This is a genomic window from Comamonas aquatica NBRC 14918, from assembly GCF_000739875.1.
Lineage (GTDB): Bacteria > Pseudomonadota > Gammaproteobacteria > Burkholderiales > Burkholderiaceae_C > Comamonas > Comamonas aquatica.
The window spans coordinates 1-23577 of the sequence record NZ_BBJR01000062.1 but is presented as its reverse complement, the minus strand read 5'-3'; the positions used below and the strand labels follow the sequence as shown (position 1 = coordinate 23577).

At 67.0% G+C, this 23577-nt stretch carries 17 protein-coding genes and 1 pseudogene; 13 read left to right on the top strand and 5 right to left on the bottom strand.

The genetic code is table 11. The annotated features are described in order from the left end of the window. Window positions 1–5 precede the first annotated feature (5 nt). The 9 genes from purU to CA2_RS14230 all read left to right on the top strand — a co-directional run bounded on the left by purU (window position 6) and on the right by CA2_RS14230 (window position 11949). Window positions 6–854, top strand: a complete 849-nt coding sequence (gene purU / locus CA2_RS14270) for a formyltetrahydrofolate deformylase (RefSeq protein ID WP_042418682.1) — start codon at window positions 6–8, stop codon at window positions 852–854. 118 nt (window positions 855–972) lie between these two features. Further along, entirely contained in the window at window positions 973–1896 is a 924-nt protein-coding gene (locus tag CA2_RS14265) for a LysR substrate-binding domain-containing protein (protein ID WP_042418680.1), read from the top strand. A gap of 165 nt (window positions 1897–2061) precedes the next feature. Further along, window positions 2062–3546: an FAD-linked oxidase C-terminal domain-containing protein gene (locus CA2_RS14260; protein ID WP_042418676.1), complete on the top strand. Its 1485-nt coding sequence runs from the start codon at window positions 2062–2064 to the stop codon at window positions 3544–3546. A gap of 329 nt (window positions 3547–3875) precedes the next feature. After that, on the top strand, window positions 3876–4226 hold the full coding sequence (locus CA2_RS14255) for an ankyrin repeat domain-containing protein (protein ID WP_042418672.1): 351 nt from the start codon (window positions 3876–3878) through the stop codon (window positions 4224–4226). 306 nt (window positions 4227–4532) lie between these two features. After that, entirely contained in the window at window positions 4533–5987 is a 1455-nt protein-coding gene (locus tag CA2_RS14250; protein WP_042418669.1) for an efflux transporter outer membrane subunit, read from the top strand. A gap of 18 nt (window positions 5988–6005) precedes the next feature. Further along, a complete protein-coding gene (locus CA2_RS14245) occupies window positions 6006–7085 on the top strand; it encodes an HlyD family secretion protein (protein ID WP_042418666.1) in 1080 nt (359 codons plus the stop codon). Window positions 7086–7091: 6 nt separating this feature from the next. After that, window positions 7092–9899 (top strand): ribosome-associated ATPase/putative transporter RbbA, encoded by a 2808-nt coding sequence (gene rbbA / locus CA2_RS14240; protein ID WP_042418664.1) that lies wholly within the window; start codon window positions 7092–7094, stop codon window positions 9897–9899. 403 nt (window positions 9900–10302) lie between these two features. Further along, window positions 10303–11430 carry an ABC transporter permease gene (locus CA2_RS14235; RefSeq protein WP_042418661.1) on the top strand — a complete coding sequence of 376 codons (1128 nt, stop codon included), beginning with the start codon at window positions 10303–10305 and terminating at the stop codon, window positions 11428–11430. Window positions 11431–11526: 96 nt separating this feature from the next. Continuing rightward, entirely contained in the window at window positions 11527–11949 is a 423-nt protein-coding gene (locus CA2_RS14230) for a hypothetical protein (protein WP_042418659.1), read from the top strand. Window positions 11950–12069: 120 nt separating this feature from the next. On the opposite strand, the gene CA2_RS14225 is transcribed toward CA2_RS14230, so the two are convergent. Beyond that, window positions 12070–13017 carry a siderophore ABC transporter substrate-binding protein gene (locus tag CA2_RS14225; RefSeq protein WP_245620969.1) on the bottom strand — a complete coding sequence of 316 codons (948 nt, stop codon included), beginning with the start codon at window positions 13015–13017 and terminating at the stop codon, window positions 12070–12072. A 159-nt stretch (window positions 13018–13176) separates the two neighbouring features. Between CA2_RS14225 and CA2_RS14220 the strand changes: the two genes are divergently transcribed. Both CA2_RS14220 and CA2_RS14215 read left to right on the top strand, forming a co-directional pair. Further along, window positions 13177–15384: a FepA family TonB-dependent siderophore receptor gene (locus CA2_RS14220; protein WP_042418654.1), complete on the top strand. Its 2208-nt coding sequence runs from the start codon at window positions 13177–13179 to the stop codon at window positions 15382–15384. Between the two features lie 58 nt (window positions 15385–15442). Further along, window positions 15443–16807, top strand: coding sequence for a class I SAM-dependent methyltransferase (locus tag CA2_RS14215; RefSeq protein WP_052369951.1), 1365 nt, complete (start codon window positions 15443–15445; stop codon window positions 16805–16807). Window positions 16808–16824: 17 nt separating this feature from the next. On the opposite strand, the gene CA2_RS14210 is transcribed toward CA2_RS14215, so the two are convergent. Beyond that, on the bottom strand, window positions 16825–18099 hold the full coding sequence (locus CA2_RS14210; protein ID WP_042418652.1) for a DUF445 domain-containing protein: 1275 nt from the start codon (window positions 18097–18099) through the stop codon (window positions 16825–16827). Window positions 18100–18412: 313 nt separating this feature from the next. On the opposite strand from CA2_RS14210, the gene CA2_RS14205 reads away from it, so the two are divergent. Next, entirely contained in the window at window positions 18413–20626 is a 2214-nt protein-coding gene (locus tag CA2_RS14205; RefSeq protein ID WP_439708938.1) for a TonB-dependent receptor domain-containing protein, read from the top strand. Window positions 20627–20791: 165 nt separating this feature from the next. Here the strand turns inward: CA2_RS14205 and CA2_RS14200 are convergent, their stop codons facing one another. From CA2_RS14200 to CA2_RS14190, 3 genes are all read right to left on the bottom strand, one after another. Further along, window positions 20792–21196: an FKBP-type peptidyl-prolyl cis-trans isomerase gene (locus CA2_RS14200; protein ID WP_042418650.1), complete on the bottom strand. Its 405-nt coding sequence runs from the start codon at window positions 21194–21196 to the stop codon at window positions 20792–20794. A gap of 25 nt (window positions 21197–21221) precedes the next feature. Further along, the gene (locus tag CA2_RS14195) at window positions 21222–22373 is read right to left on the bottom strand and encodes an aminotransferase class V-fold PLP-dependent enzyme (protein ID WP_042418647.1); all 1152 of its coding nucleotides are present in this window, start codon (window positions 22371–22373) and stop codon (window positions 21222–21224) included. A 170-nt stretch (window positions 22374–22543) separates the two neighbouring features. Then, window positions 22544–23263, bottom strand: a complete 720-nt coding sequence (locus CA2_RS14190; protein WP_042418644.1) for a YggS family pyridoxal phosphate-dependent enzyme — start codon at window positions 23261–23263, stop codon at window positions 22544–22546. 89 nt (window positions 23264–23352) lie between these two features. Here CA2_RS14190 and CA2_RS14185 point away from each other — a divergent pair. After that, window positions 23353–23577, top strand: a pseudogene (locus CA2_RS14185) (twitching motility protein PilT); the annotation flags it as partial.

The following is a 23577-nucleotide window of genomic DNA, read 5'->3' as shown; positions in this document are numbered from 1 at the left end:
CTGCTATGACCCAAGCCTACATCCTTACTCTGTCCTGCCCCGACCGCCGTGGTCTGGTGCATGCCGTCTCCGGCTTCCTGCTGGAGCAAGGCGCCAACATCGAAGAAGCTTCCCAATTCAACGACAGCGCCACCGGTCTGTTCTTCATGCGTGTGCAGTTTGCCTGCGAGCACACCGACCTGGCCGGCCTGAAGGCGGCGACCGCCGTCATGGCCGACACCTACGAGATGAAGTGGAGCCTGCACGCCGAATCGGAGCGCATGAAGACCGTGCTGATGGTCAGCCGCCAGGGCCACTGCCTCAACGACCTGCTGTTCCGCTGGAAATCCGGCCTGCTGCCCATCGACATCAAGGCCATCATCAGCAACCACCGCGACTTCTACCAACTGGCCGCCAGCTACAACATCCCGTTCCACCACATTCCGGTGACTGCCGCCACCAAAGCCCAGGCCGAAGCCAAGCAGTTCGAGATTATCGAGGCGGAAGGGGCCGAGCTGGTCGTTCTGGCCCGTTATATGCAGGTCCTGTCTAATGACTTGTGTCAAAAACTGTCCGGACGTGCGATCAACATCCACCACAGTTTCCTGCCCAGCTTCAAGGGTGCCAAGCCCTACTACCAGGCGCACGACCGTGGCGTGAAACTGATCGGCGCTACCGCCCACTACGTGACCGCGGATCTGGACGAAGGCCCGATCATCGAGCAGGACGTGGCCCGTGCCGACCACACCGACACCGTGGAAGACCTGACCGCCCGCGGCCAGGACACCGAAAGCCAGGTGCTGGCGCGTGCCGTGAAGTGGCACAGCGAACACCGTGTGCTGGTCAACGGCCACAAGACCGTGGTCTTCCGCTGAGCGAAGCACATCGCAGCAGCTAGCGCTTGTCGTTGCTGGGTTTCCGTAGGTTTTCACCCTTGAAATCAGCAACCGCAAGCGCTTCTTGCTTTTAAAACCGCAGCAACCGCCCCGCGCTATGTCCACACCCCGCAGCAACGGCCAGCGCCCCAGCCGCTTCTTCGACAGCCGCTCAGCCCGGCGCATCCCGCCCATCCAGTGCCTGCTGACCTTTGAAGCCCTGGCGCGCCTGCGCAGCGTGACGCTGACGGCCGAGGAGCTCAGCGTCACGCCCAGCGCGGTCAGCCACCGCGTGCGCCAGCTGGAGCAGGTGCTGGGCACACAGCTGTTCGGGCGCACGGACTTTTCGCTGACCACCGACGGCCAGAACTACCTGCAGCAGGTGCGCGAAGGCCTGGGGGCGCTGCAATGCTTTCCCAACCACCCGGTGGCCAGCGGCCGCGCACGGCTGAAGATCGCGGTCACGCCCACCTTTGCGCGCTGCATGCTGATCCCGCGCCTGGCGCAGTTCACCGAGGCCTACCCCGAGATCGACTTGACGCTGCAGGTCGCCATCCCGCTGCTGGACGTGGTGGCCGAGGATGCCGACCTGATGGTGCGCTACGGCGTTGGCCATTACGCGGACGTGGAACACCTGGAGATTGCCCGCGACGTCTACACGCCCGTGGCCTCGCCCAGTTTTTTGCGCCAGCACGGCCCCATCACCAAGCCCGAGGACCTGCAGGAGCTGCCGCTGTTGCGCAGCCCGCTGGAATCCTGGCGCCCCTGGTTCCAGGCCGCCGGCCTGGACTGGGCCGAGCCCAGCGAAGGCTCGCAGTTCAACGATGTGGGCCTGCTGTGCGACGCTGCCGCAGCCGGCATGGGCGTGGCGCCGGTGCGCCTCAAGCTCGGTGCCCCCTGGCTGGACAACGGCACCCTGGTGCGCCTGTTCGACCTGGACGTGGCCAGCCCCCATGCCCACTACCTATGCTGGCGCACCGGCACCATGGACCGCTGGGAATGCCAGGCCTTCGCCGAGTGGCTGGCCAAGACCGTAGGCTGATGCTTTTTTGAGCAAAATTGGCACTTAACACAAGCAGGACGAGCGTCAGCAGCTCCTGATTTTGAAGTACCTGGACGCCCCCCGGGGTCGTGCCGGTGACGCTTTCACAGCCGCTTGCCAAAAAAATCACAGCACCGCGCCACGGCTTGCCCTACAGTCGGCGCCATGACCAGCCCCAGCCTTTCCGAACGCGCCACCCGCCAGGCCGAAGTCGTGGCCGCCCTGCGCCAGCATGTGCCCGAGCACGCCCTGCTGTGGAATGCCGAAGACACCACACCGTACGAGTGCGACGGCCTGACCGCCTACCGCCAGCGCCCGCTGGTGGTCTGCCTGCCCGAGACCTATGACCAGGTCCAGGCGGTGCTCAAGGCCTGCCACGCTGTCAACGTGCCCGTGGTGGCACGCGGCGCGGGCACCGGCCTGTCCGGCGGCGCCATGCCCCATGCCCTGGGCGTGACGCTGTCGCTGGCCAAGTTCAACCAGATCCTCAAGGTCGATGCCTACAGCCGCACGGCCGTGGTGCAGTGCGGCGTGCGCAACCTGGCCATCAGCGAGGCCGCTGCGCCCTACGGCCTCTACTACGCCCCCGACCCCAGCAGCCAGATCGCCTGCACCATCGGCGGCAACGTGGCCGAGAACTCCGGCGGCGTGCACTGCCTGAAATACGGTCTGACGGTGCACAACGTGCTGAAGGTCAAAGGCTTCACCATCGAGGGCGAACCGGTCGAGTTCGGCTCCGACGCGCTGGACGCGCCCGGCTACGACCTGTTGGCCGCCATGATCGGCAGCGAGGGCATGCTGGCCGTGGTGACGGAAGTGACCGTCAAGCTGGTACCCAAGCCGCAGCTGGCGCGCTGCATCATGGCCAGCTTCGATGACGTGCGCAAAGCCGGCGACGCCGTGGCCGCCGTGATCGCGGCCGGCATCATCCCGGCCGGGCTGGAGATGATGGACAAGCCCATGACGGCCGCGGTGGAGGACTTCGTCAAGGCCGGCTACGACCTGACGGCCGAGGCCATCCTGCTGTGCGAATCCGATGGCACGCCCGAAGAGGTGGAGGAAGAGATCGCCCGCATGAGCGAGGTGCTGCGCGCCGCCGGCGCCACGGCCCTCAGCGTGAGCCTGAGCGAGGAGGAACGCCTGCGCTTTTGGAGCGGGCGCAAGAACGCCTTCCCCGCCAGTGGCCGCATCAGCCCCGACTACATGTGCATGGACTCGACCATCCCGCGCAAGCGCCTGGCCGACATCCTGCTGGCCATCCAGGAGATGGAAAAGAAGTACCAACTGCGCTGCGCCAACGTGTTCCACGCCGGCGACGGCAACCTGCACCCGCTGATCCTTTTCGATGCCAACGACGCCGACGAGCTGCACCGCTGCGAGCTGTTCGGCGCCGACATCCTGGAGACCAGCGTGGCCATGGGCGGCACGGTGACCGGCGAGCACGGCGTGGGCGTGGAAAAGCTCAACAGCATGTGCACCCAGTTCACCACCGAGGAGAACCAGCAGATGTTCGCCCTGAAGGCCGCCTTCGACCCGGCCGGCCTGCTGAACCCCGGTAAGGTCATCCCCACGCACAACCGCTGCGCGGAGTACGGCAAGATGCTGGTGCGCGGCGGCCAGATCAGCCACCCGGACCTGCCCAGGTTCTGAGCGGCCCAGCGCCCGCCTGCCACATCGTTTGCAGCCCCGGGCGGCCTCTGCGTGCAGGTGCGCTCGGCGGCGGGCGATGCCCGGCCACCACGGGGCCATCCCCGCACCACTGGCACCCGATGAGCCGCCCGTGCCACGGCCGCGCCGGGCACAGGGCGGATGCACCCAGGGCCCGCGGCACCCGGGACCTGCCAAGCACTTTTCACCGCCGCAGCCCGCCGACCACGCGCTCCCGGGCTCACTTCCCACGCCGACTGCGCGAAATCCCGCTGTGCGAACCCCGGCCCTTGCTCTACAAGGACGGGAGGACGGACCAACGAGGAGGCGCCATGGCCAGTGGAAGCGGTGATTGGAAAGACATGTACAACGCGGCCGAGCGCGGCGATGCGGCCTGCGTGCGCTACCACCTGAGTGCCGGGGTGGACGTCGACTACCAGCACCCCGAGGTGATGCAGACGGCCCTGGTCGCCAGCCTGCTGCAGGGCCATGCCGAGGTCGCTCGCCTGCTGCTGGAGCATGGCGCCGACCCCAACCTGCCTGCGGAGCTGGGCAGCGTGAGCCCCCTGCAGGCCGCGCAGTCCCGCGGCGATGCCGCGCTGCTGCCACTGCTGCAGGCCTACGGGGCCGTCGCCCGCCCGGCCCCGGCACCCGCCTGGTGGCAGCGCTGGCTGCCCCTGTGAACGCATGCCCCACGCGACGGCCAACCCGACAGTATTGCCGCAGCGCACAACTTTTGGAAACATCCCCCGGGGGCTAACCCTAGTGGCACCGCTGGCCTTTGCCCACACCGCACGGCAAGGCTGCAACACTAGACTGGTGAACCCCGCCAACCCGCACCGGGCGGCCTTGCAGCCCGGCGCTGCCACCGCTTCCTGCACCGACTGCAGACCTTGTACAGCCCGCCACCGCCCTGCGGTGGCGCCGCAGGCTGGCGGGACCTTGTTGTGCCCCCGCGGCCAGCGGCCCGTTTCACTTCCGTGCTTGCCATGAACACCTCCGTTTGCCTGCCCCCTGCCGTTCCCGTCCGCCTGGCGGTGTCGCTGGCGTGCACCCTGCTGCTGGGCGGCTGCGCCCCTGGCGCACCGTCCCTGGCGCAACCCGACCCCGGCGTGCTGCCCGGCCAGTGGCCCTCCGACAGCCATGCCACCCCGGTGACCGCCGCCTTGCCCGACTGGCAGCAGTGGGTGCAGGACCCCACGCTGGCCCAGCTGCAGACCCAGGCCCTGGCCCACAACCGCGACCTGCGCCTGGCGCTGCTGCGGGTCGAAGAAGCCCGCGCCGTGCACGGCCTGCAGCGTGCCGACCGGTTTCCGACGGTGGCCGTGGGCAGCAGCCATGCCCGGGCCAGCGTACCCGGCGATCTGAACGTCAGCGGCCGCCCGGTCACCGGCAGCGACCATGAAGTCTTCGTCGGTCTCAACAGCTGGGAGCTGGACCTGTGGGGCCGCGTGCGCAGCCTGGACGAGGCCGCCCTGCAGCAGTACCTGGCGAGCGCCGCCGGGGCCCGGGCCGCCCAGTTGACGCTGCTGGGCCAGGTGGCCCGCAGCTACCTGGCGCTGCGCGAGACCGACGAGCGCCTGCACCTGGCGCGCAGCACGCTGGACACCCGGGCCGAGACCCAGCGCATCTTCACGCGCCGCCACGAGGTCGGCAGCACCTCCAAATACGCGCTGACCCAGGTGCAAAGCCTGTACAACCAGGCCCATGCCCTGGTGGTGCAACTGGAACAGGAACGCGCGCAGCTGGTCCACGCCCTGGCACAGCTCACCGGCCAGGATGTGGCCGCGCTGCCCGAGCGGCCGCCGGGAGCCGCCATCCTGGGCGAGGTCCCGGCCGGCCTGCCCTCCCACCTGCTGCAGGCGCGGCCCGACATCGTCGCAGCCGAGCACCAGCTGCAGGCCGCCCACGCCCAGGTGGCGGCCGCCCGCGCGGCCTTCTTCCCGCGCATTGCGCTGACCGGCAGCTTCGGCACGGCCAGCGCGCAGCTGGACGGCCTGTTTGAGAGTGGCAGCAAGGCCTGGACCTTTGCCCCCAGCATCTCCCTGCCCATCCTGGACGGGGGCCGCCGCCGCGCCAACCTGGACCTGGCCACGGTGCGCCAGCACAGCGCCGTGGCCAGCTACGAGCGCAGCGTGCAGACCGCCTTCCGCGAGGTGGCCGATGCCCTGTCGGCGCGCCACTTCCTGGCGCAGCAGCTGCGAGTGCAGCAGGACAACCTGCAGGTGCTGCAGGAGCGCAACCGCCTGGCCCAGCTGCGCTATGACAACGGCGCCTCGCCCTACCTGGACGTGCTGGATGCCCAGCGCGAGCTGCTGGGCGCCGCGCAGCAGGCGGTGCAGGTGGCCTACGCCCTGCAGGCCGCCCAGGTCAGCCTGTACACCGCCCTGGGGGGCGCCCCCGCCGGCACTGACCGCCAGCGCCCCTCCGCCGTCACCCCCTAACCGACCGCAGTGCCCACCATGCCCATCGCACCCACCACCCGCAAGACCCTCACCACCGTCGCGATTGCCGCGGCCCTGCTGCTGGCCGCTGGCTATGCCTGGCAGCAATGGCAGGCCAGCCAGGTCGATGCCGGCCTGGCCAGCGGCAACGGCCGCATCGAAGCCACGGAGATCGACGTCGCCACCAAGCTCGGCGGCCGGGTCGAAGAGATCCTGGTCACCGAAGGCGCCTTCGTGAAAGCCGGCGAACCGCTGGCGCGCATGCAGATCCACACCCTTCAGGCCCAGCATGCCGAGGCCGTGGCCGGCAAGGACCGGGCCGAGCACAACGTGGCCGCCGCCCGCGCCCAGGTGGCGCTGCGCGAAAGCGACCACGCCGCCGCCCTGGCCCTGGTGACCCAGCGCGAGGCCGAGCTGGACGCCGCCCAGCGCCGCCTGGCGCGCTCCGAAACCCTGGCCAAGGAAGGCGCCAGCGCCGTGCAGGAACTGGACGACGACCGCGCCCGCATGCGCAGCGCCCAGGCCGCACTGAAGGCCACACAGGCCCAGGCGGCGGCCGCCAAAGCAGCCATCGAGGCGGCCAAGGCCCAGGTCACCGGCTCGGTCTCGGCCGTGACCGCCGCCGCGGCCACCGTGCAGCGCATTGATGCCGAACTCGACGACAGCACGCTGACCTCCCCGCGCGATGGGCGCGTGCAGTTCCGCCTGGCCCAGCCCGGCGAGGTGCTGGGGGCCGGCGGCAAGCTGCTGAACCTGGTGGACCTGTCGGACGTGTACATGGGCTTCTTCCTGCCCGAGACCGTGGCCGGCCGCGTGGCCCTGGGCGCCGAGGTGCGCATCGTGCTGGACGCCGCGCCGCAGTGGGTGATCCCCGCCAAGGTCAGCTTCGTGGCCAGCACCGCCCAGTTCACGCCCAAGACCGTGGAGACCGCCAGCGAACGCCAGAAGCTGATGTTCCGCGTCAAAGCGCAGATCGACCCGCAACTGCTGCAAAAGCACCTGAGCCAGGTGAAGACCGGCCTGCCCGGCCAGGCCTGGGTGCTGGCCGAGCCCGGTGCCCAGTGGCCCGCCCACCTGCAAGTGAAGCTGCCGGAGTAAGCGCGCATGACGGTAGCGCCCCCCCCTTCCCGCCCCGCGGTGGCCCGGCTGCAGGACGTGCGCCTGCGCTATGGCCGCACCGAGGCACTGCGCGGCATCACGCTGGAGATTCCCGCCGGCGGCATGGTCGGCCTGATCGGACCGGACGGCGTGGGCAAGTCCAGCCTGCTGTCGCTGCTGGCCGGTGCCCGCGCGGTGCAGGACGGCCAGGTCTGGGCCCTGGGCGGCGACATGCGCAGCCAGGCGCACCGCGAGGCCGTGTGCCCGCGCATCGCCTACATGCCCCAGGGGCTGGGCAAGAACCTCTACCCCACGCTGTCGGTCGAGGAGAACCTGCAGTTCTTCGCCCGCCTGTTCGGCCATGACGCGGCCGAGCGCCGCGCCCGCATCGACGACCTGACGCAGAGCACCGGGCTGAAGAAATTCCTGGCCCGCCCGGCCGGCAAGCTGTCGGGCGGCATGAAGCAGAAGCTGGGCCTGTGCTGCGCGCTGATCCACGACCCCGACCTGCTGATCCTGGACGAACCCACCACCGGCGTGGACCCGCTGGCGCGTGCCCAGTTCTGGGACCTGATCCGCCGCATCCGCAGCACCCGCCCGCACATGAGCGTGCTGGTGGCCACGGCCTACATGGACGAGGCCCAGCGCTTCGACTGGCTGGTGGCCATGGACGACGGCCAGGTGCTGGACACCGGCACCCCGGCCGAGCTGCTGGCGCGCACCGCCACGCAGTCGCTGGAGGCGGCCTTCATCGCCCTGCTGCCCGAGGCCAAGAAGCGCGGCCATGCCGCAGTGGAGATCCCGCCGCTGCAGGCCGACGACCAGGACATCGCCATCGAGGCCCAGGACCTGACCATGCGCTTTGGCGACTTTGTCGCCGTGGACCATGTGAACTTCCGCATCCGCCGCGGCGAGATCTTCGGCTTCCTCGGCTCCAACGGCTGCGGCAAGTCCACCACCATGAAGATGCTGACCGGGCTGATGCCGGCCAGCGCAGGCCAGGCCTGGCTGTTCGGCAACGCGGTGAATCCAAACGACATCGCCACGCGCCGGCGCGTGGGCTACATGTCGCAGGCGTTCTCGCTGTACGGCGAGCTGACGGTGGAGCAGAACCTGGTGCTGCACGCCCAGCTGTTCCACGTGCCCGAGGCCGAGGTGCCGGCGCGCGTGCAGGAGATGCTGGAGCGCTTTGGCCTGACCGCCGAGCGCCGCGAGCTGCCCGAGCGCCTGCCGCTGGGCCTGCGCCAGCGCCTGTCGCTGGCCGTGGCCATGGTGCACCGGCCCGAGCTGCTGATCCTGGACGAGCCCACCTCGGGCGTGGACCCGGTGGCGCGCGACCAGTTCTGGCGCCTGCTGGTGGAGCTGTCGCGCCGCGACCAGGTGACCATCTTCATCTCCACCCACTTCATGAACGAGGCCGCGCGCTGCGACCGCATGTCGATGATGCACGCCGGCAAGGTGCTGGACAGCGACACGCCCGCCGCCCTGGTCGCCAAGCGCGGCGCAGCCACGCTGGAGGAGGCCTTCATCGGCTACCTGGTCGAAGCCTCGGGCGAGGCCGCACCGGACCTGGACGCAAAACCCGAAGCAGCCAGCGCAGCCTCTGCGCCAACTCGAGGCACAAAACCATCTGAAAGCCTTACCCAATCAGCGGCAACCGCTCCTGCTTCTGAAGCTGCACGCCCCGCCCGCTTCAGCCTGCAGCGGCTGTGGAGCTATCTGTGGCGCGAAACCCTGGAGCTGCAGCGCGACCCGGTGCGCGCCACCATGGCGCTGGCCGGCTCGCTGGTGCTGATGGTGGTGATCGGCTTCGGCATCAGCATGGACGTGGAAGACCTGCGCTTTGCCGTGCTGGACCGCGACCAGAGCACGCTGAGCCAGAGCTACACGCAAAGCCTGTCGGGCTCGCGCTACTTCGTCGAGCAGCCGCCGCTGCACAGCTACGAAGAGCTGGACCGGCGCATGAAAAGCGGCGAGCTGTCGCTGGCCATCGAGATCCCGCCCGGCTTTGGCCGCGACGTGCTGCGCGGCCGCCCGGTGGCCGTGGGCGCCTGGTTCGACGGCGCCATGCCCCAGCGCGGCGAGACCGTGAAAGGGTATGTGCAAGGCATCCACCAGTACTGGCTGGTGCAGCAGGTGCGCGAGCGCACCGGCCTGCGCATGGGCAGCCAGGTGGCGATCGAGACGCGCTTTCGCTACAACCCCGATGTGAAGAGCCTGCCCGCCATGGTGCCCGCCGTCATCCCCATGCTGCTGCTGATGTTCCCGGCCATGCTGACGGCCCTGGCCGTGGTGCGCGAGAAGGAGCTGGGCTCCATCGTCAACCTCTACGTCACGCCGGTCACGCGGCTGGAGTTCCTGCTGGGCAAGCAGTTGCCCTATGTGGCCCTGGCGCTGCTCAACTACCTGCTGATGTGCGCCATGGCGGTGTTCGCCTTCGGCGTACCCATGACCGGCAGCTTTGTGGCGCTGACGCTGGCGGCCCTGCTGTTTGCCGTCATCGCCACCGGCATGGGGCTGCTGGCCTCGGCCGTCACGCGCAGCCAGATCGCGGCGCTGTTCTTCGCCATGCTGGGCACGCTGATCCCGGCCACGCAGTTCTCGGGCCTGACCGACCCGGTCAGCTCGCTGGAAGGCGCGGGCCGCTGGATCGGCGAGATCTACCCCGCCACCCACATGTTTGCCATCAGCCGCGGCGTGTTCAGCAAGGCCCTGGGCCTGCACGAGCTGACCAGCGCCTACCTGCCGCTGCTGCTGGCCATTCCCGTGATCATGGGCATCGCCATCTGGGCCTTGCCCAAGCAAGAAAAATAGATGTTGGAACACTCCCCTGTGGCGCTGTGCGCCTTCCCCCCGCTCTCGCACCGCTACGCGCTGCGGGCAGGGGGACGACAGCCTCGCTGCGGGGCGGCCCTTGCTCGCTGTCACTGGCGAAAGGGGGCTCGGTATGCGACATGCCATATCAGTAGCGCCTTCGCCTCTGTATCTTCTTTGGCTGTCTGCCGGAGCGAGCCCGCGCAGCGCAGCGGGGCGCCGGTCGCGCGCCACAACGCCCGGACAGCGCTGCAGGCGCGGCGTGGGCCCGCAGACAGTACTGGGGGATGGCCAGGGCCTGCAACCAAGCCTGCAGCGCTGTCTGGGCGCCCCCGCACGAATCACTTACCAAGGCCACCACAAAACGGCGCTTCGGCATCCGTCAAGCATTGGGGAAACTGCCATGCTGCATAGTTTGAAAAACATCTGGCGCCTGGGCGTGAAGGAACTGTGGAGCCTGTGGCGCGACCCGGTGATGCTGGTACTCATCGTCTACACCTTCACCGCCTCGGTCTACACCGCCGCCTCGGCCATGCCCGAGACGCTGCACCACGCGCCCATCGCCATCGTCGACCAGGACCAGTCGCCGCTGTCGGCGCGCATTGCTTCGGCCTTCTACCCGCCGCAGTTCATGCCGCCGCAGATGCTGGACTGGCAGCAGGTGGACCCCGGCATGGACGCCGGCACCTTCACCTTCGCGCTGACCATTCCACCCGGCTTCCAGCGCGACGTGCTGGCCAGCAGGAAGGCCGAGCTGCAACTGAACGTGGATGCCACCCGCATGAGCCAGGCGTTCTCGGGCAGCGGCTACATCCAGCAAATCGTGCTGGCCGAGATCAACGAATTCACCCAGCGCCACCGCAGCGCCAGCACCCTGCCGGTGGAGCTGGAACTGCGCGCGCGCTTCAACCCATCGCTGAACAAGATCTGGTTCGGCGGGCTGATGCAGATCATCAACAACGTGACCCTGCTGTCCATCATCCTGACCGGCGCGGCGCTGATCCGCGAGCGCGAGCACGGCACCATCGAGCACCTGCTGGTGATGCCGGTCACGCCCACCGAGATCATGCTGGCCAAGGTCTGGTCCATGGGTGCCGTGGTGCTGGTGGCGGCTGGGGTGTCGCTGAACCTGGTGGTGCGCGGTTTTCTGCAGGTGCCGATCGAGGGCAGCATCCCGCTGTTCATGGCCGGCGCTGCGCTGTGCCTGTTCGCCACCACGGCCATGGGCATCTTCATGGCCACGGTGGCGCGCTCCATGCCGCAGTTCGGCCTGCTGATGGTGCTGACGCTGCTGCCGCTGCAGCTGCTGTCGGGCGGCATGACACCGCGCGAATCCATGCCCCAGCTGGTGCAAGACATCATGCTGCTGGCGCCGACCACGCACTTCGTCGAGCTGGGCCAGGCCATCCTCTACCGCGGTGCCGGGCTGGAGGTGGTGTGGAAGCCCTTCCTGGCGCTGGCCGCCATCGGCAGCGTGCTGTTTGCGCTGTCGCTGGCGCGCTTTCGCAAGACCATCAGCCAGATGGCCTGAGCGCGGCGGTGCCCGGCGGCAGAAGCCGGGTGCCGCACGCGCCTACCCGCATCGCGCCACAATGCGGGCTTTGACGCAGACCGCCGTGCCGCACCCATGACTGAAGCAAGCTTTGAAGAACACCTGCAATCCGGCAACGCCCTGGTCGCCCGGGCCCAGCAGGCCGCGACCGTCGACTTCCAGCAGGCCCGTGCCCTGTGGCAGCAGGCCGGCCAGCACTTCTTCCACGCCCACAAGGCCGACCCCGACCACGCCGAAGCGGCCTTCCGCCTGGCCCAGGCCTGGATGGCCGAGGCCCTGGCGCTGCAAAAGGAAGGCTCGGCCAACGCCCTGGTGATGTGGTCCAACGCCGCCGCACAGTGCGAGCAGGCCTTCGACCTGGACCCGGACAACGGCCGCGTCGCCATGACAGCCGCCAGTTGCCACCACTTTGCCGGCGAGCACGACGCCGCCAAGGCCTGGAAGCAGATCGGCGAGCACCTGCTGCAAACCCAGGCGCCCGACGCAGACGGCGCCTGACACCCTGCGCTGCATAAAAAATGAGCACCCCGCGCAGGGTGCTCTTTGCTTTTAGGCATCAAATACCGTTAAAGGCTTGAAAGATGGGCGCCAGGCGCTCTCATTTTCTAAGCCTGCCGGTCAACGCAGGCCCGCGGCACGGTAGACCTGCTGCAGCTGCGCCAGATTGCCCAGCAAGGCGGTCGGGCCGGCGCTGCCCAGCAGGTACCAGCCCTTGGGGTCCAGAAACACCACCTGGCCCTTGCGGCCGGCCTGCGTGCCGCGCACCTGGGCGTTGTCGAACACCTGCTGCGACGGGATGAGGCCGCCGCCGCCGGGCGCCGAGCCGGTGGCCGCGTTGCGGTCGATCACATAGATCCACGCCGGGTCGAGCCGGGCCACCGCGTCGAAGTCGTACACCGTGCCGCGCGCCGGCAGGTCCTGGGCGCGGAGCGCCGAGCGGGCCCCCAGCACATCGAACAGGAAACCGAAGCGCGAGCCCGGGGCGTTCGGCAGGATGCGCTCGTTCACCGCCATCAGCAGCAGGCCCGGCTCCGCCTGGGCCGCCAGGTGGCGCACCACGCCCACCTCGCGCTCCAGGCGCGCCAGCAAGGCCTCGCCCTGGGCCGGCTGGCCAGACAGCTGGGCCAGCTGCGTGATGTTGCGCGCCATGTCCTGCAGCAGGTGGTCGCCACGCACGCTGAAATCCAGCGTCGGCGCGATCTTGCCCAGCGCCTCGTACTTGGCCGCGGAACGGCCGCCGACGATGATCAGATCGGGACGGATCTGGCTCAGCGCAGCGTAATCGGGCTCGAACAGCGAGCCCGCCACGGTATAGCGCGCATTGACATAACCCGCCAGATAGGGCGGCAGCTGGGCCTGGGGCACGCCGCCCACCGCCATCCCCAGCGCCTGCATCGTGTCCAGCGTGGCCAGGTCGTAGACCACCACGCGCTGGGGCCGCTGCGGCACCGCCGTGGCGCCCTGCGCATGCTGCACCAGCACCGTGGACGGTGCCGCCCAGCCCAGCGGGGCCGACAGCCCTGCCACCATGGCCGCCACCCAGGTACGACGTTGTAGAACCAGCATTCCAACTCCTTGTTCACGGGCACGCCGATCCGCCCGGCGCCGTCACAACCTGTGACAAATACACAACAAACCGGCAACCGGCGGAGGGGGACTCGGGGATACCCTGATCGTTAAATAGAATAATAATGAGAATTGATCTCAATACATATTTTACAAACCATGCCATCTTCCTCCCAAAAAATGCGCCGTTTCGCGCTGTCGGCCGTGGCCCTGGCCGCCCACAGCCTGGCCTTTGCCCAAACCACCACCACCCCGGACAACGCCGCCACGCTGTCCGAAGTCCGGGTGCTCGGCACCGCCGAAGACGAGGCGCGCCAGGCCCTGGGCACGTCCATCATCACGGCCGAGGACATCGCCCGCAGCCCGGTCAGCAACGACCTGTCGGAAATCATCCGCACCATGCCCGGCGTCAACCTGACCGGCGCCGGCTCCAGCGGTGCCTATGGCAACCAGCGCCAGATCGACCTGCGCGGCATGGGCCCCGAGAACACCATGATCCTGATCGACGGCAAACCCGTGATGTCGCGCGAGGCCGCACAGATGCGCCGCACCGGCGAGCGCGACACGCGCGGCGACACCAACTGGGTACCGGCCGAGCAGATCGAGCGCATCGAAGTGATCCGTGGCCCGGCCGCTGCACGCTATGGCTCGGGCGCAGCCGGGGGGGTCGTCAACATCATCACCAAGAAGCCGCATAAGCAGCTGTCGGGCTCCGTCACGGTCTACTACCAGCAGCCCGAGGACAGCCAGGAAGGCGGCTCCAACCGCCTGGGCTTCAACCTGAGCGGCCCCATCGGCAAGGACCTGTCCTTCCGCCTGTACGGCAACATCGCCAAGACCGAGGGCGATGACATCGGCATCAACGGCCTGGACGCCAACGGCCTGCCGCTGGCCGCTGGCCGTGAAGGCAACCGCAACCGCGATCTGAATGCCCTGCTGCGCTGGGACCTGACGCCCGACCAGGTGCTGGAGTTCGAGGCCGGCTTCAGCCGCCAGGGCAACATCTACGTGGGCGAAGTCCCGCAGAGCACCAACGCCACGAACACCGCCCTCATCAAGGAGCTGGCAGAAAACGGGGCTGAACTGCGCCGCACCTACCGCCAGACGGCCTCGGTCACGCACCGCGCCAACCTGGGGGAGCTGGGCAAGTCGCGCGTCATCTTCCAGTACGAGAACACGCGCAACAGCAACTGCAAGAAGAATGCCGCTGGTGGCCCCGAAGGCAGTTGCATGGCCCCCATCGCATTCGTGGAATCTGAACAGCAAAACTACTTCCTCAGCGGGGAGCTGAACACCCCGCTGAAACTGGGCGGCCTCAACCAGATGCTGACCAGCGGCCTGGAAGTGCGCCACCAGAGCCTGGACGACCCCAACGCCACGCAGCAAAACGCGCCCACCGGGCCCATCACCGCCTCGTCCAAGAGCCAGGCCAAGTCGCTGGCCCTGTACCTCGAAGACAACATCGAGATCAGCCCAGCCTTCATCCTGACACCGGGCCTGCGCTTCGACCACCACCAGGACTTCGGCAACAACTGGAGCCCCAGCCTGAACGCCAGCTATGAACTGTCCTCCGACTGGACGGTCAAGGGCGGCATCGCGCGCGTGTTCAAGACCCCCAACCTGTACCAGTCCAACGCCAACTACTGGTACACCACCATGGGCAACGGCTGCCCCACGGGCGTGACCGGCCCCTGCTACATCCAGGGCAACCCCAGCCTGGATGCGGAAATCAGCGTCAACAAGGAACTGGGCGTGGCCTGGAACAACCACCAGGGCTGGGAGTCCAGCCTGACCTATTTCCGCAACGACTACCGCAACAAGATCGTGGCGGACATGAACGCCGGCGCCGTGGTCGACCAGGGCACCTACCGCTACTTCCAGTGGAACAACGCCGGCAAGGCCGTGGTCGAAGGCCTGGAAGGCAATCTGAACATCCCGCTGCTGGGCAGTTCGGGCAGCACGCTGAAGCTGATCAACAACTTCACCTGGATGAACAAGAACCACAGCAAGGACACCGACCAGCCGCTGTCCGTGATTCCCAAGTTCACCATCAACAGCACCCTGGACTGGCATATCAACCAGGCCTGGTCGGCGCAGTTCAAGGCCACGGTCTACGGCCGCCAGAAGCCCCGCACGCAGATGGCCAACGGCACGCCGGTGGACAGCGTGGAGGAAATCGGCACCCACACCCTGTTCGGCCTGGGCGTGAATTACGACGTCAGCAAGCGCCTGCGCATCGGCGCCGGCATCAACAACCTGCTCGACAAGCAATTCCTGCGCAAGGGCAAGCAAGGCAGCTCCGCCGGTGCCTACACCTACAACCAGCCCGGTCGTGCCTACTACCTGACGGCCACCGCGTCCTTCTAAACCGCCCTCTCCGTGGCGCTGCCCACCGCCGGGTGGTGCGGCGCCACGGCCCGCCTCCATGCACCACCCCGCTGACCGCACCGATGCGGCCTACGTTCACGACGTTCCCTATCCGGCCCACTTCCACCGCGAGACCATGCCGGCCTGGCTGTGCGCCACGCTGACTGCGATGGGCCTGAAAAGCCCCGACCTGACCCGCTCCTACACCTACCTGGACCTGGGTTGCGGCAGTGGCCTCAACACCCTGATTGCGGCCGCCACCAACCCCCAGGGCCAGTTCCTCGGTATCGACATCCACCCCGCCGCGATTGCCCAGGCGCGTGCCCGGGCCCAGGCGCTGGGCGTGCACAACCTGCGCTACGAATGCCTGGACTTTGCAGCGGCCACACAATCCCCGGCCGCCCTGCCGGCCTGCGATTTCATGGTCTGCCACGGCGTCTATTCGTGGATTGCGCCCCCGCAGCGCCAGGCCCTGCGGCAGTTGGTGCTGCAACGGCTGCTGCCCGGTGGGGTGCTTTACCTGGCCTACATGAGCCAGCCAGGCTCCAGTGCCATGGCGGCCACCCAGAAATTGCTGCACCTGGCCACACAACCCCTGCCCGGCAGCTCGGCCGACAAGGCCCGTGCCGGTGTCGCCTGGCTGCAGCACCTGACCCAGCAAGGGCTGGGGCACTTTGGCGAGCAGCCGCGCCTGGTCCAGGAGATCGATCGGCTGGCCGCGCTGGATGCGGACTATCTGGCGCATGAACTGCTCAACCCGCACTGGGACTCGCTGCACGTGGCCGATGTGATGGCCGACCTGGAAGCCGTGGACTGCCACTACGCCGCCAGCGCCACACCGCTCGAGAACCTGGATGCCGTCTCCCTGCCCGGGCAGTCGCTGGCCGCCTTCCAGGCCCTGCAGCGCCAGGGGGCTAGTCCCGCGCTGCTGGAAACCTTCAAGGACGTGGCACGCAACCAGAACCAGCGCCGCGACCTCTACCTGCGCCAGCACCCAGCCGGCCTGGCCCTGCGCAGCGAGGAGCACCGCCAGGCACTGCTGCGCCAGCGCATCGGCCTGCTGCCGGCCGCCCCGCGGGATTTGCCGCCGACACAGGGCGCGCTGGTGCTGGACACCCGCATTGGCCCCGTGCACCTGCCAGTGGCCCAGGTGGCACCGCTGATCACCGCGCTGCGCCACGGCGCCGCGAGCTATGCCGAACTGGCGCGCTTGCCCGCGTATGCGCACCAGCCCGGCCTGATCAGCCAGCTGCTGCAGGTCCTGGCCTGGGCCGGCTGGCTGCACGTGCTGCTGCCGGCGGGCACGGGGCCAGTGGCCGCGGCCCTGGCGCCGCTGAACACCTTCCTGCGCACAACGCCCGTGGGCCAGCCGCCCACCGCCCTGCAGGCTCTGGAGGCCATCGGCAGCGCCGTGCCCGCCTGACGCGCGGCGGCGCCGGCTCAGTGCGCCAGCCAGAGACCGCTGAGGAACAGCAGCAAGCCCACGGCCCCGCCGACCAGGGTGCCGTTGATGCGGATGAACTGCAGGTCCTTGCCGATGTGCTGCTCCACCAGCGCGGACAGCTCCTGCGCATCCCAGCGCTGCACCGTGTCCTGGATGTGGCGCGCGATGAACTGCGAAACATCCGGCGCCAGGGCCTGCGCCCAGCGCTCCAGCCGCGCATTCATCGACGCCCGCAGCGCCGCATCCTGGGCCAGGGACTGGCCCAGCCACTGGCCCATGCCGGCCAGCTTGCGCACCGTCCAGGACTGCTCGCTCGCCAGGTCGGCCTGCAGCTTGGCGCGGGTGCGGCTCCACAAGGCGTGCAGGTAGCCGGCCAGGTTCTCATCGTGCAGCAGGTAGTCCCGCAGCTCCGTGGCCCGCGCCTGGTAGGCCGCATCGCTGCGCAGCCGCTGGATGAAGTGTGCCAGGCTGCGGTCAAACGCCTGCCGCATCTGGTGCTGGGGGTCCTGTGCCACCTCGGCCAATACGCTGTCCAGGGCCTCGGCCAGCACATCGGCCCCCTTGTCACCCAGCCAGTCGCTGGGCAGCACCTTCTCCTTCAGCGGGTGCTCGCGCTTGAGCCACTGCACAATCGTCTGCGCCATGAACAGGCGCGTCGGCTCCCGGCGCAGCAGGGACGACAGGCGCTGCAGCACATCGTCCAGCACCACCTGGTGACGGCCTTCGTGCGTCAGGGCCGCCAGCAGTGTGGCCAGCGACTGGCCCATGTCCACCTGCGCCAGCACGCTGCGCAGCGCGCGGGTCAGCCAGCGCTCAACCTGCCGGTCCTGCACCATCTCCAGCACCCCGGCCAGCACCCGGCCCAGCTGCTGCCCCAGCAACTGGCGGTGCGCCGGCGCGGCCAGCCAATGCGCCAGCTGCTGCGCGGGGTCATGCTGGCGCACCAGGGCCAGCAGCGAGGGCGTGTCCAGGAACTTGTCGCGCACAAAGACCGCCAGATTCTCGCCAATCCGGTCCTTGTTGCGTGCAATGATGGCGGTATGGCGCCCCAGCCAGGGCAAGGGGATGCGCCGGAACAAGGCCGTCACCGCAAACCAGTCGGCCAAGGCCCCCACCATGGCGGCCTCGGCCACGGCCTTCACCCCGCGCACGGTCAGCGTGGCCGGCAACCAGTGGCTCGCCACAAACACGGCGGTGACCAGCAGCAGCAAGCCCGTTGCCTGCCACTTGGCGCGGCGCAGATCGTTAGTGAGATTCCAGTCCCCAGGCATGCCATTCCCCTCCTTGCTGCAGCCAGCCTACGGCAGATCACCGAGCCAGCCCTGGCGCCAGTCCAGCAATTGCAGGTAGGCGCACAGCTGATGCCCCCCGGACGGAGCAGTCCCCAGCGTCGGTTTCGCGCGACAGAAAACAAAAAAGCATTTACCACTGAGAACCATTAGCATTCAATAAGTCATAATCGGCACCCTACACCGTCCCTATAACAATTCATAACAGGACATGGCCGCACCGATTCCACCGGTGCCGCGCCGCACTGCACTCCCTTCAACCGTTTCCATGCCGGCACTGCTGGCAGGCTTCGCCATGTCTAAAAAATCGTCTGCATTGTTTCTCCAACCCACCCTGCTGGCCCTGGCGGCGACAGCCTGCGCATCGGCAGTGGCACAGGAGTCGACCCAGTCCCTGTCCGAAGTCGTGGTCTCGGCCTCGGGCTTCGAACAGGAACTCAAGCAAGCCCCAGCCTCCATTTCCGTGGTGACCCGCGAAGAATTGGAGCGCAAAAACTTCCGCGACCTGGCCGAAGCCCTGCAGGGGGTGGAAGGCATTGACGTGCTGGGCGGCACCGGTAAAACCGGCGGCCTGGACATCAGCATTCGTGGCATGCCCAGCGACTACACCCTGATTTTGATCGACGGCCGCCGCCAGAACGTGGCCGGCGACGTCACGCCCAACGGCTTTGGCGCGGCGCTGAACAGCTTCATGCCGCCCGTGTCCGCGATTGAACGCATCGAGGTCATCCGCGGCCCCATGTCCACCCTCTACGGCTCCGATGCCATGGGCGGCGTGATCAATATCATTACTCGTAAGGTTGCCAAAGAATGGGGAGGGGAAGTGAGCCTTAGCATGGGGTTGCCGCAAGACAGCGAATGGGGCGATGAAAACAAAGTTAACTTGTATTTAAACGGCCCTATCAAGCAAGACATGCTTGGATTGGCCATCCGTGGAAGCCTATCTCGCCGTGATGCTTCAGACTGGGTACTGGCTCCTGGCGGCTTGACTACCGGCCGAAATCCAGCCCCAGCTGAAAGCCGCCAACACAATCTTGGAGCTCGCCTGACATTAACGCCAACTAAGCAGCACGGTCTCTGGTTAGATGTCGAGCAAGGCCGAACTTGGTACAACAACGAAGATTGCCGCTTAGGTAATGTCGATGGCAAAGCATCCGGCACAGGTGGCGGAGCAAACTGTCTAGGCACAACCCCTACCGTGCATGCCCCAGGTTACAAAGATGCTCTGCGTTTTAACCGAGACCAAATTGCTGTCGGCCACACCTCTCGACTCGGTATCGGTTTACTAGAAAGCAGTCTGATGCATACCGAAACTGAAACTTTGGGCCGTACCATTCCTGGTTCCCCGCTAGGCAGCACGTATTCCAGAGATGGAAAGACTTTCACGGTTGGCAGCCCCAGAGAACTCAAAACTACTAACGTGGTGCTTGACAGCAAGTTGGTAGCACCAGTGGGCGAATCTCATGTTCTAACCGTCGGTGGTCAATGGTGGGACGCCAAACTCACCGATGGTCTGCTTTCTAAAAATCACAGCCAAACCATGTGGTCACTGTTTGCAGAAGACGAATGGAAATTGGCGGAGACACTGACTGCAACCCTAGGTGGCCGCTATGACCACCACGATGCGTTTGGCGGTCAGTTTAGTCCTCGCGGCTACTTAGTCTGGGACGCCTCATCACAGTGGACTTTCAAGGGTGGAGTTAGCAAAGGATTTCGTGCACCACGGTTGAACCAGTTGATCGACGGTGTCAGCGGTGTGGGCAGCCAAGGCGGCTCTATCAACATAGGCAACCCCAACTTGCAGCCCGAAACCAGCACCAGCACTGAGTTCTCCGCTCTGTTCGACAGTCTGACCGGTGTCACTGCTTCCGCTACCTTGTTCCATAACAAGGTCAAAGACAAAATTAGCAACGAAGGCAGTTGTGCCGACAACTTCATCTCTAGCTGCTCGGCCAACCCCCTCGCTGACTACAACATCAACGTGGACGAGGCCAAGACCTGGGGCATGGAGCTGAGCAGCCGCCTGCAGTTCAACCCGCAGTGGGGCATGAAGCTGGGCTACACCTGGACGCAGAGCGAAGTGATCGAAGGTGGCGTCAAGAACGGCCAGCTGGCCAACACCGCCAAGCACATCGCCAGCCTGCAGCTGGACTGGAAACCCGCCAACCAGTGGAACCTGTGGCTGCGCGGCGAATACCGCGGCAAGAGCCCACGCTTCAGCGGATCGCCCGACAACCTGTCCACCGCCAACCGCGCCATTTACGACGCCGTGGGCGACATCCAGGGCTACCACCTGTTCCACCTGGGCGGCAGCTACAAGGTCTCGAAGAACGTCAGCCTGAACGCCAACATCTTCAACCTGTTCAACAAGGACTTCCGCAAGTTCACGCAGGTCAACGTGAACGGCACGCCCACCTGGGTCAACCAGTACTTCCAGGGCGGCCAGTCCGTCTCGGGCACCACCTTGCCGGGGCGCACCCTCTGGCTCACCGCCAACGTGCAGTTCTGATCGACCGCGCACCGCAACCAAAAAAGGGAGGCTTGGCCTCCCTTTTTGGCGTGCATTCATGCATAAAAAATAGCTGCTTGCGTAAGCCAAACAAACACTTCAGATAGTTTTTATGCTGAAACTATTGTTTGACGAGCGCTAGCAGCTATTGATTTTGCAGAGCGCTTATTTGCCCTTCACGCCCAGCAGTTCCACCTCGAAGTGCAGCGTAGCATTCGGCGGAATCGCACCACCGGCGCCGCGGCTGCCGTAGGCGATGGATGGCGGGCACACCAGCTTGGCCTTGCCGCCCACCTTCATCTTCTGCACGCCCTCGGTCCAGCAGGGGATGACGCGGTTCAGCGGAAATTCCGCCGGCTGCCCACGGGCGATGGAGCTGTCGAACTCCTTGCCCGATTCCGGGAACCAGCCCCGGTAGTGCACGCGCACGGTGTCGGTGGGCGCGGGCTGGGCGCCCATGCCCACGGTGATGGCTTCATAGACCAGGCCGCTGGCCGTGGTTTCCGCCGCGGCATGCGCGCTGCCCAGCGCCAGCAGGCTGGTTGCGGCCACACAGATCCAATGTTTCATGGCATTCCTTTGCATCAAAACGCCATCATGCCTGCGCCGCAGGCACACCGATGGCATCCAGCGCCGTGCTCAGGTGGGCCACGGTGCGGTCCACGTGGTGCCACTTCTCCAGGCCGAACAGGCCGATGCGGAAGGTCTGGAAATCCGCGCCTTCATCGCACTGCAAGGGCACGCCAGACGCGGTCTGTAGCCCCACGGCCAAGAATTTCTTGCCGCTCTGGATGCCGGGATCGGTGGTGTAGCTGACGACCACGCCCGGGGCCTTGAAGCCTTCGGCGGCCACGCTGGGAAAGCCGCGCGACTCCAGCAGGGCGCGCACCTGGGCGCCCAGCTCGATCTGCTCCTGGCGCACCTTGTCGAACCCATAGGCCCGGGTCTCCAGCATCACGTCGCGCAAGCGCACCAGCGCATCGGTCGGCATGGTGGTGTGGTAGGCGTGCTGGCCCTTCTCGTAGCCCTCGGCAATCTGCATCCACTTCTTCAGGTCGCAGGAGAAGCTGGAGCTTTGCGTGCCGTCGATGGCCTGGCGGGCGCGCTCGGACAGCATCACCATGGCGCAGCAGGGCGAGCTGCTCCAGCCCTTTTGCGGCGCGCTGATCAGCACGTCCACGCCGGTCTTGACCATGTCCACCCACATCGCGCCGGAGGCCACGCAGTCCAGCACCATCAGGGCGCCCACCTCGTGCGCCGCATCGCTGATGGTGCGGATGTAGTCATCGGGCAGCAGGATGCCGCTGGCGGTTTCCACGTGCGGGGCAAACACCACTTTGGGCTTTTCAGCGCGGATGGTCGCCGCCACGTCTTGCGCGGCGCATGGCGCCCACGGATCCTGGCTGCCGGCCCCCTGCTTGCGCGCCTTGCAGACCACGGCGCCACCGCCCAGGCCGAAGTTGCCGACCTCGAAAATCTGCGTCCAGCGGTAGCTGAACCAGCCGTTGCGCACGATCAGCACCTTCTGCCCGTTGGCAAACTGGCGCGCCACGGCCTCCATGCCGAAGGTGCCGCTGCCCGGCACCAGCACAGCAGTGTGGGCGTGGTAGACCTCCTTGAGCGTGCCCAGGATGTCCTGCATCACGCCGGCAAAGCGCTGGGACATGTGGTTCAAGGCGCGGTCGGTGTAGACCACCGAGAATTCCAGCAGGCCGTCTGGATCGATTTCAGGCAAAAGTCCGGGCATGTTTTCTCCGAATTGTGGTTAGGCGCACATGCCGGCCAGACCGCCACCGATTCGCGCGGCACCCCGTGCACGCGCACAGCCGATCCAGCTTAGCACGCAGGTTGCCGGGCGGCGAGCGGGTTCACACAAACTGTATACACGTTATACGACCGCGCGCCGGCCAGGCCGCGTCAGGCCTGCGGACGGTAGTCGCGCGCACCGAAGATGCCGCTGCCCACGCGCACCAGGGTGCTGCCCGCCGCAATCGCGGTGTGCATGTCCGCCGTCATGCCCAGGCTGATGGTGTCCCACTGCGCCAGGCCCGGCACGCTGTCCCGGATGCGCGCAAACACGGCCACCACCTGCCGGTGCACGGCCAGCATGGCGGCGTCGTCGGCCTGGGGGTCGGGAATGCTCATCACCCCGCGCAGGCACAAGCGGGGCATTCCGGCAATCACCCGGGCCAGGGCCACCGCTTCGTCGGGGCTACAGCCGGACTTGCTGGTGCCGCCATCGACATTCACCTGGATGCAGACCTGCAGCGGCGCCAGCCCGTCGGGGCGCTGGTCGTTCAGGCGCTGGGCGATCTTGTCGCGGTCCACGGTGTGGGCCCAGTCGAAGTGCTCGGCCACCAGCCGGGTCTTGTTGCTCTGGATGGGGCCGATGCAGTGCCATTGCAGCGCGGGCACATCGGCCATGGCGCGCACGGCCGCCATCTTGTCCACGGCCTCCTGGATGTAGTTTTCGCCAAACGCCCGCTGGCCCGCCAGCGCGGCTTCGCGCACGGCCTCGGCCGGAAACGTTTTGGAGACGGCGAGCAACGCCACCTCTGTGGGCTGTCTGCCGCACTTTTGGCATGCGTCGCCAATCTGTGCGTATACGCTTTGAAGCTTGCTGGCAATCGTGGTCATAATCTTTGCGAGCGTACCAAACCATACAAGCCGGAACCCGGATCCGGGACATCCGCCCCCGGATGCGGCTTGCGAGAGGGAGAACTACCGTGGACATCACCACCCTGCTGGCTTTCAGCGTGAAGAACAAGGCGTCGGACCTGCACCTGTCCGCCGGGTTGCCGCCCATGATCCGCGTGCACGGCGACGTGCGCCGCATCAATGTCGAGCCGCTGGACCACAAGCAGGTGCACGCCATGGTCTACGACATCATGAACGACGGCCAGCGCAAGGCCTACGAAGAAAACCTGGAGGTGGACTTCTCATTGGCGTTG

What these genes read in the sequence shown, in the direction of transcription:
- purU (WP_042418682.1), top strand. Translation starts at nt 6, where the DNA reads ATGACCCAAGCCTACATCCTTACTCTGTCCTGCCCCGACCGCCGTGGT.
- CA2_RS14265 (WP_042418680.1), top strand. Translation starts at nt 973, where the DNA reads ATGTCCACACCCCGCAGCAACGGCCAGCGCCCCAGCCGCTTCTTCGAC.
- CA2_RS14260 (WP_042418676.1), top strand. Translation starts at nt 2,062, where the DNA reads ATGACCAGCCCCAGCCTTTCCGAACGCGCCACCCGCCAGGCCGAAGTC.
- CA2_RS14255 (WP_042418672.1), top strand. Translation starts at nt 3,876, where the DNA reads ATGGCCAGTGGAAGCGGTGATTGGAAAGACATGTACAACGCGGCCGAG.
- CA2_RS14250 (WP_042418669.1), top strand. Translation starts at nt 4,533, where the DNA reads ATGAACACCTCCGTTTGCCTGCCCCCTGCCGTTCCCGTCCGCCTGGCG.
- CA2_RS14245 (WP_042418666.1), top strand. Translation starts at nt 6,006, where the DNA reads ATGCCCATCGCACCCACCACCCGCAAGACCCTCACCACCGTCGCGATT.
- rbbA (WP_042418664.1), top strand. Translation starts at nt 7,092, where the DNA reads ATGACGGTAGCGCCCCCCCCTTCCCGCCCCGCGGTGGCCCGGCTGCAG.
- CA2_RS14235 (WP_042418661.1), top strand. Translation starts at nt 10,303, where the DNA reads ATGCTGCATAGTTTGAAAAACATCTGGCGCCTGGGCGTGAAGGAACTG.
- CA2_RS14230 (WP_042418659.1), top strand. Translation starts at nt 11,527, where the DNA reads ATGACTGAAGCAAGCTTTGAAGAACACCTGCAATCCGGCAACGCCCTG.
- CA2_RS14225 (WP_245620969.1), bottom strand. Translation starts at nt 13,017, where the DNA reads ATGCTGGTTCTACAACGTCGTACCTGGGTGGCGGCCATGGTGGCAGGG.
- CA2_RS14220 (WP_042418654.1), top strand. Translation starts at nt 13,177, where the DNA reads ATGCCATCTTCCTCCCAAAAAATGCGCCGTTTCGCGCTGTCGGCCGTG.
- CA2_RS14215 (WP_052369951.1), top strand. Translation starts at nt 15,443, where the DNA reads ATGCACCACCCCGCTGACCGCACCGATGCGGCCTACGTTCACGACGTT.
- CA2_RS14210 (WP_042418652.1), bottom strand. Translation starts at nt 18,099, where the DNA reads ATGCCTGGGGACTGGAATCTCACTAACGATCTGCGCCGCGCCAAGTGG.
- CA2_RS14205 (WP_439708938.1), top strand. Translation starts at nt 18,413, where the DNA reads ATGTCTAAAAAATCGTCTGCATTGTTTCTCCAACCCACCCTGCTGGCC.
- CA2_RS14200 (WP_042418650.1), bottom strand. Translation starts at nt 21,196, where the DNA reads ATGAAACATTGGATCTGTGTGGCCGCAACCAGCCTGCTGGCGCTGGGC.
- CA2_RS14195 (WP_042418647.1), bottom strand. Translation starts at nt 22,373, where the DNA reads ATGCCCGGACTTTTGCCTGAAATCGATCCAGACGGCCTGCTGGAATTC.
- CA2_RS14190 (WP_042418644.1), bottom strand. Translation starts at nt 23,263, where the DNA reads ATGACCACGATTGCCAGCAAGCTTCAAAGCGTATACGCACAGATTGGC.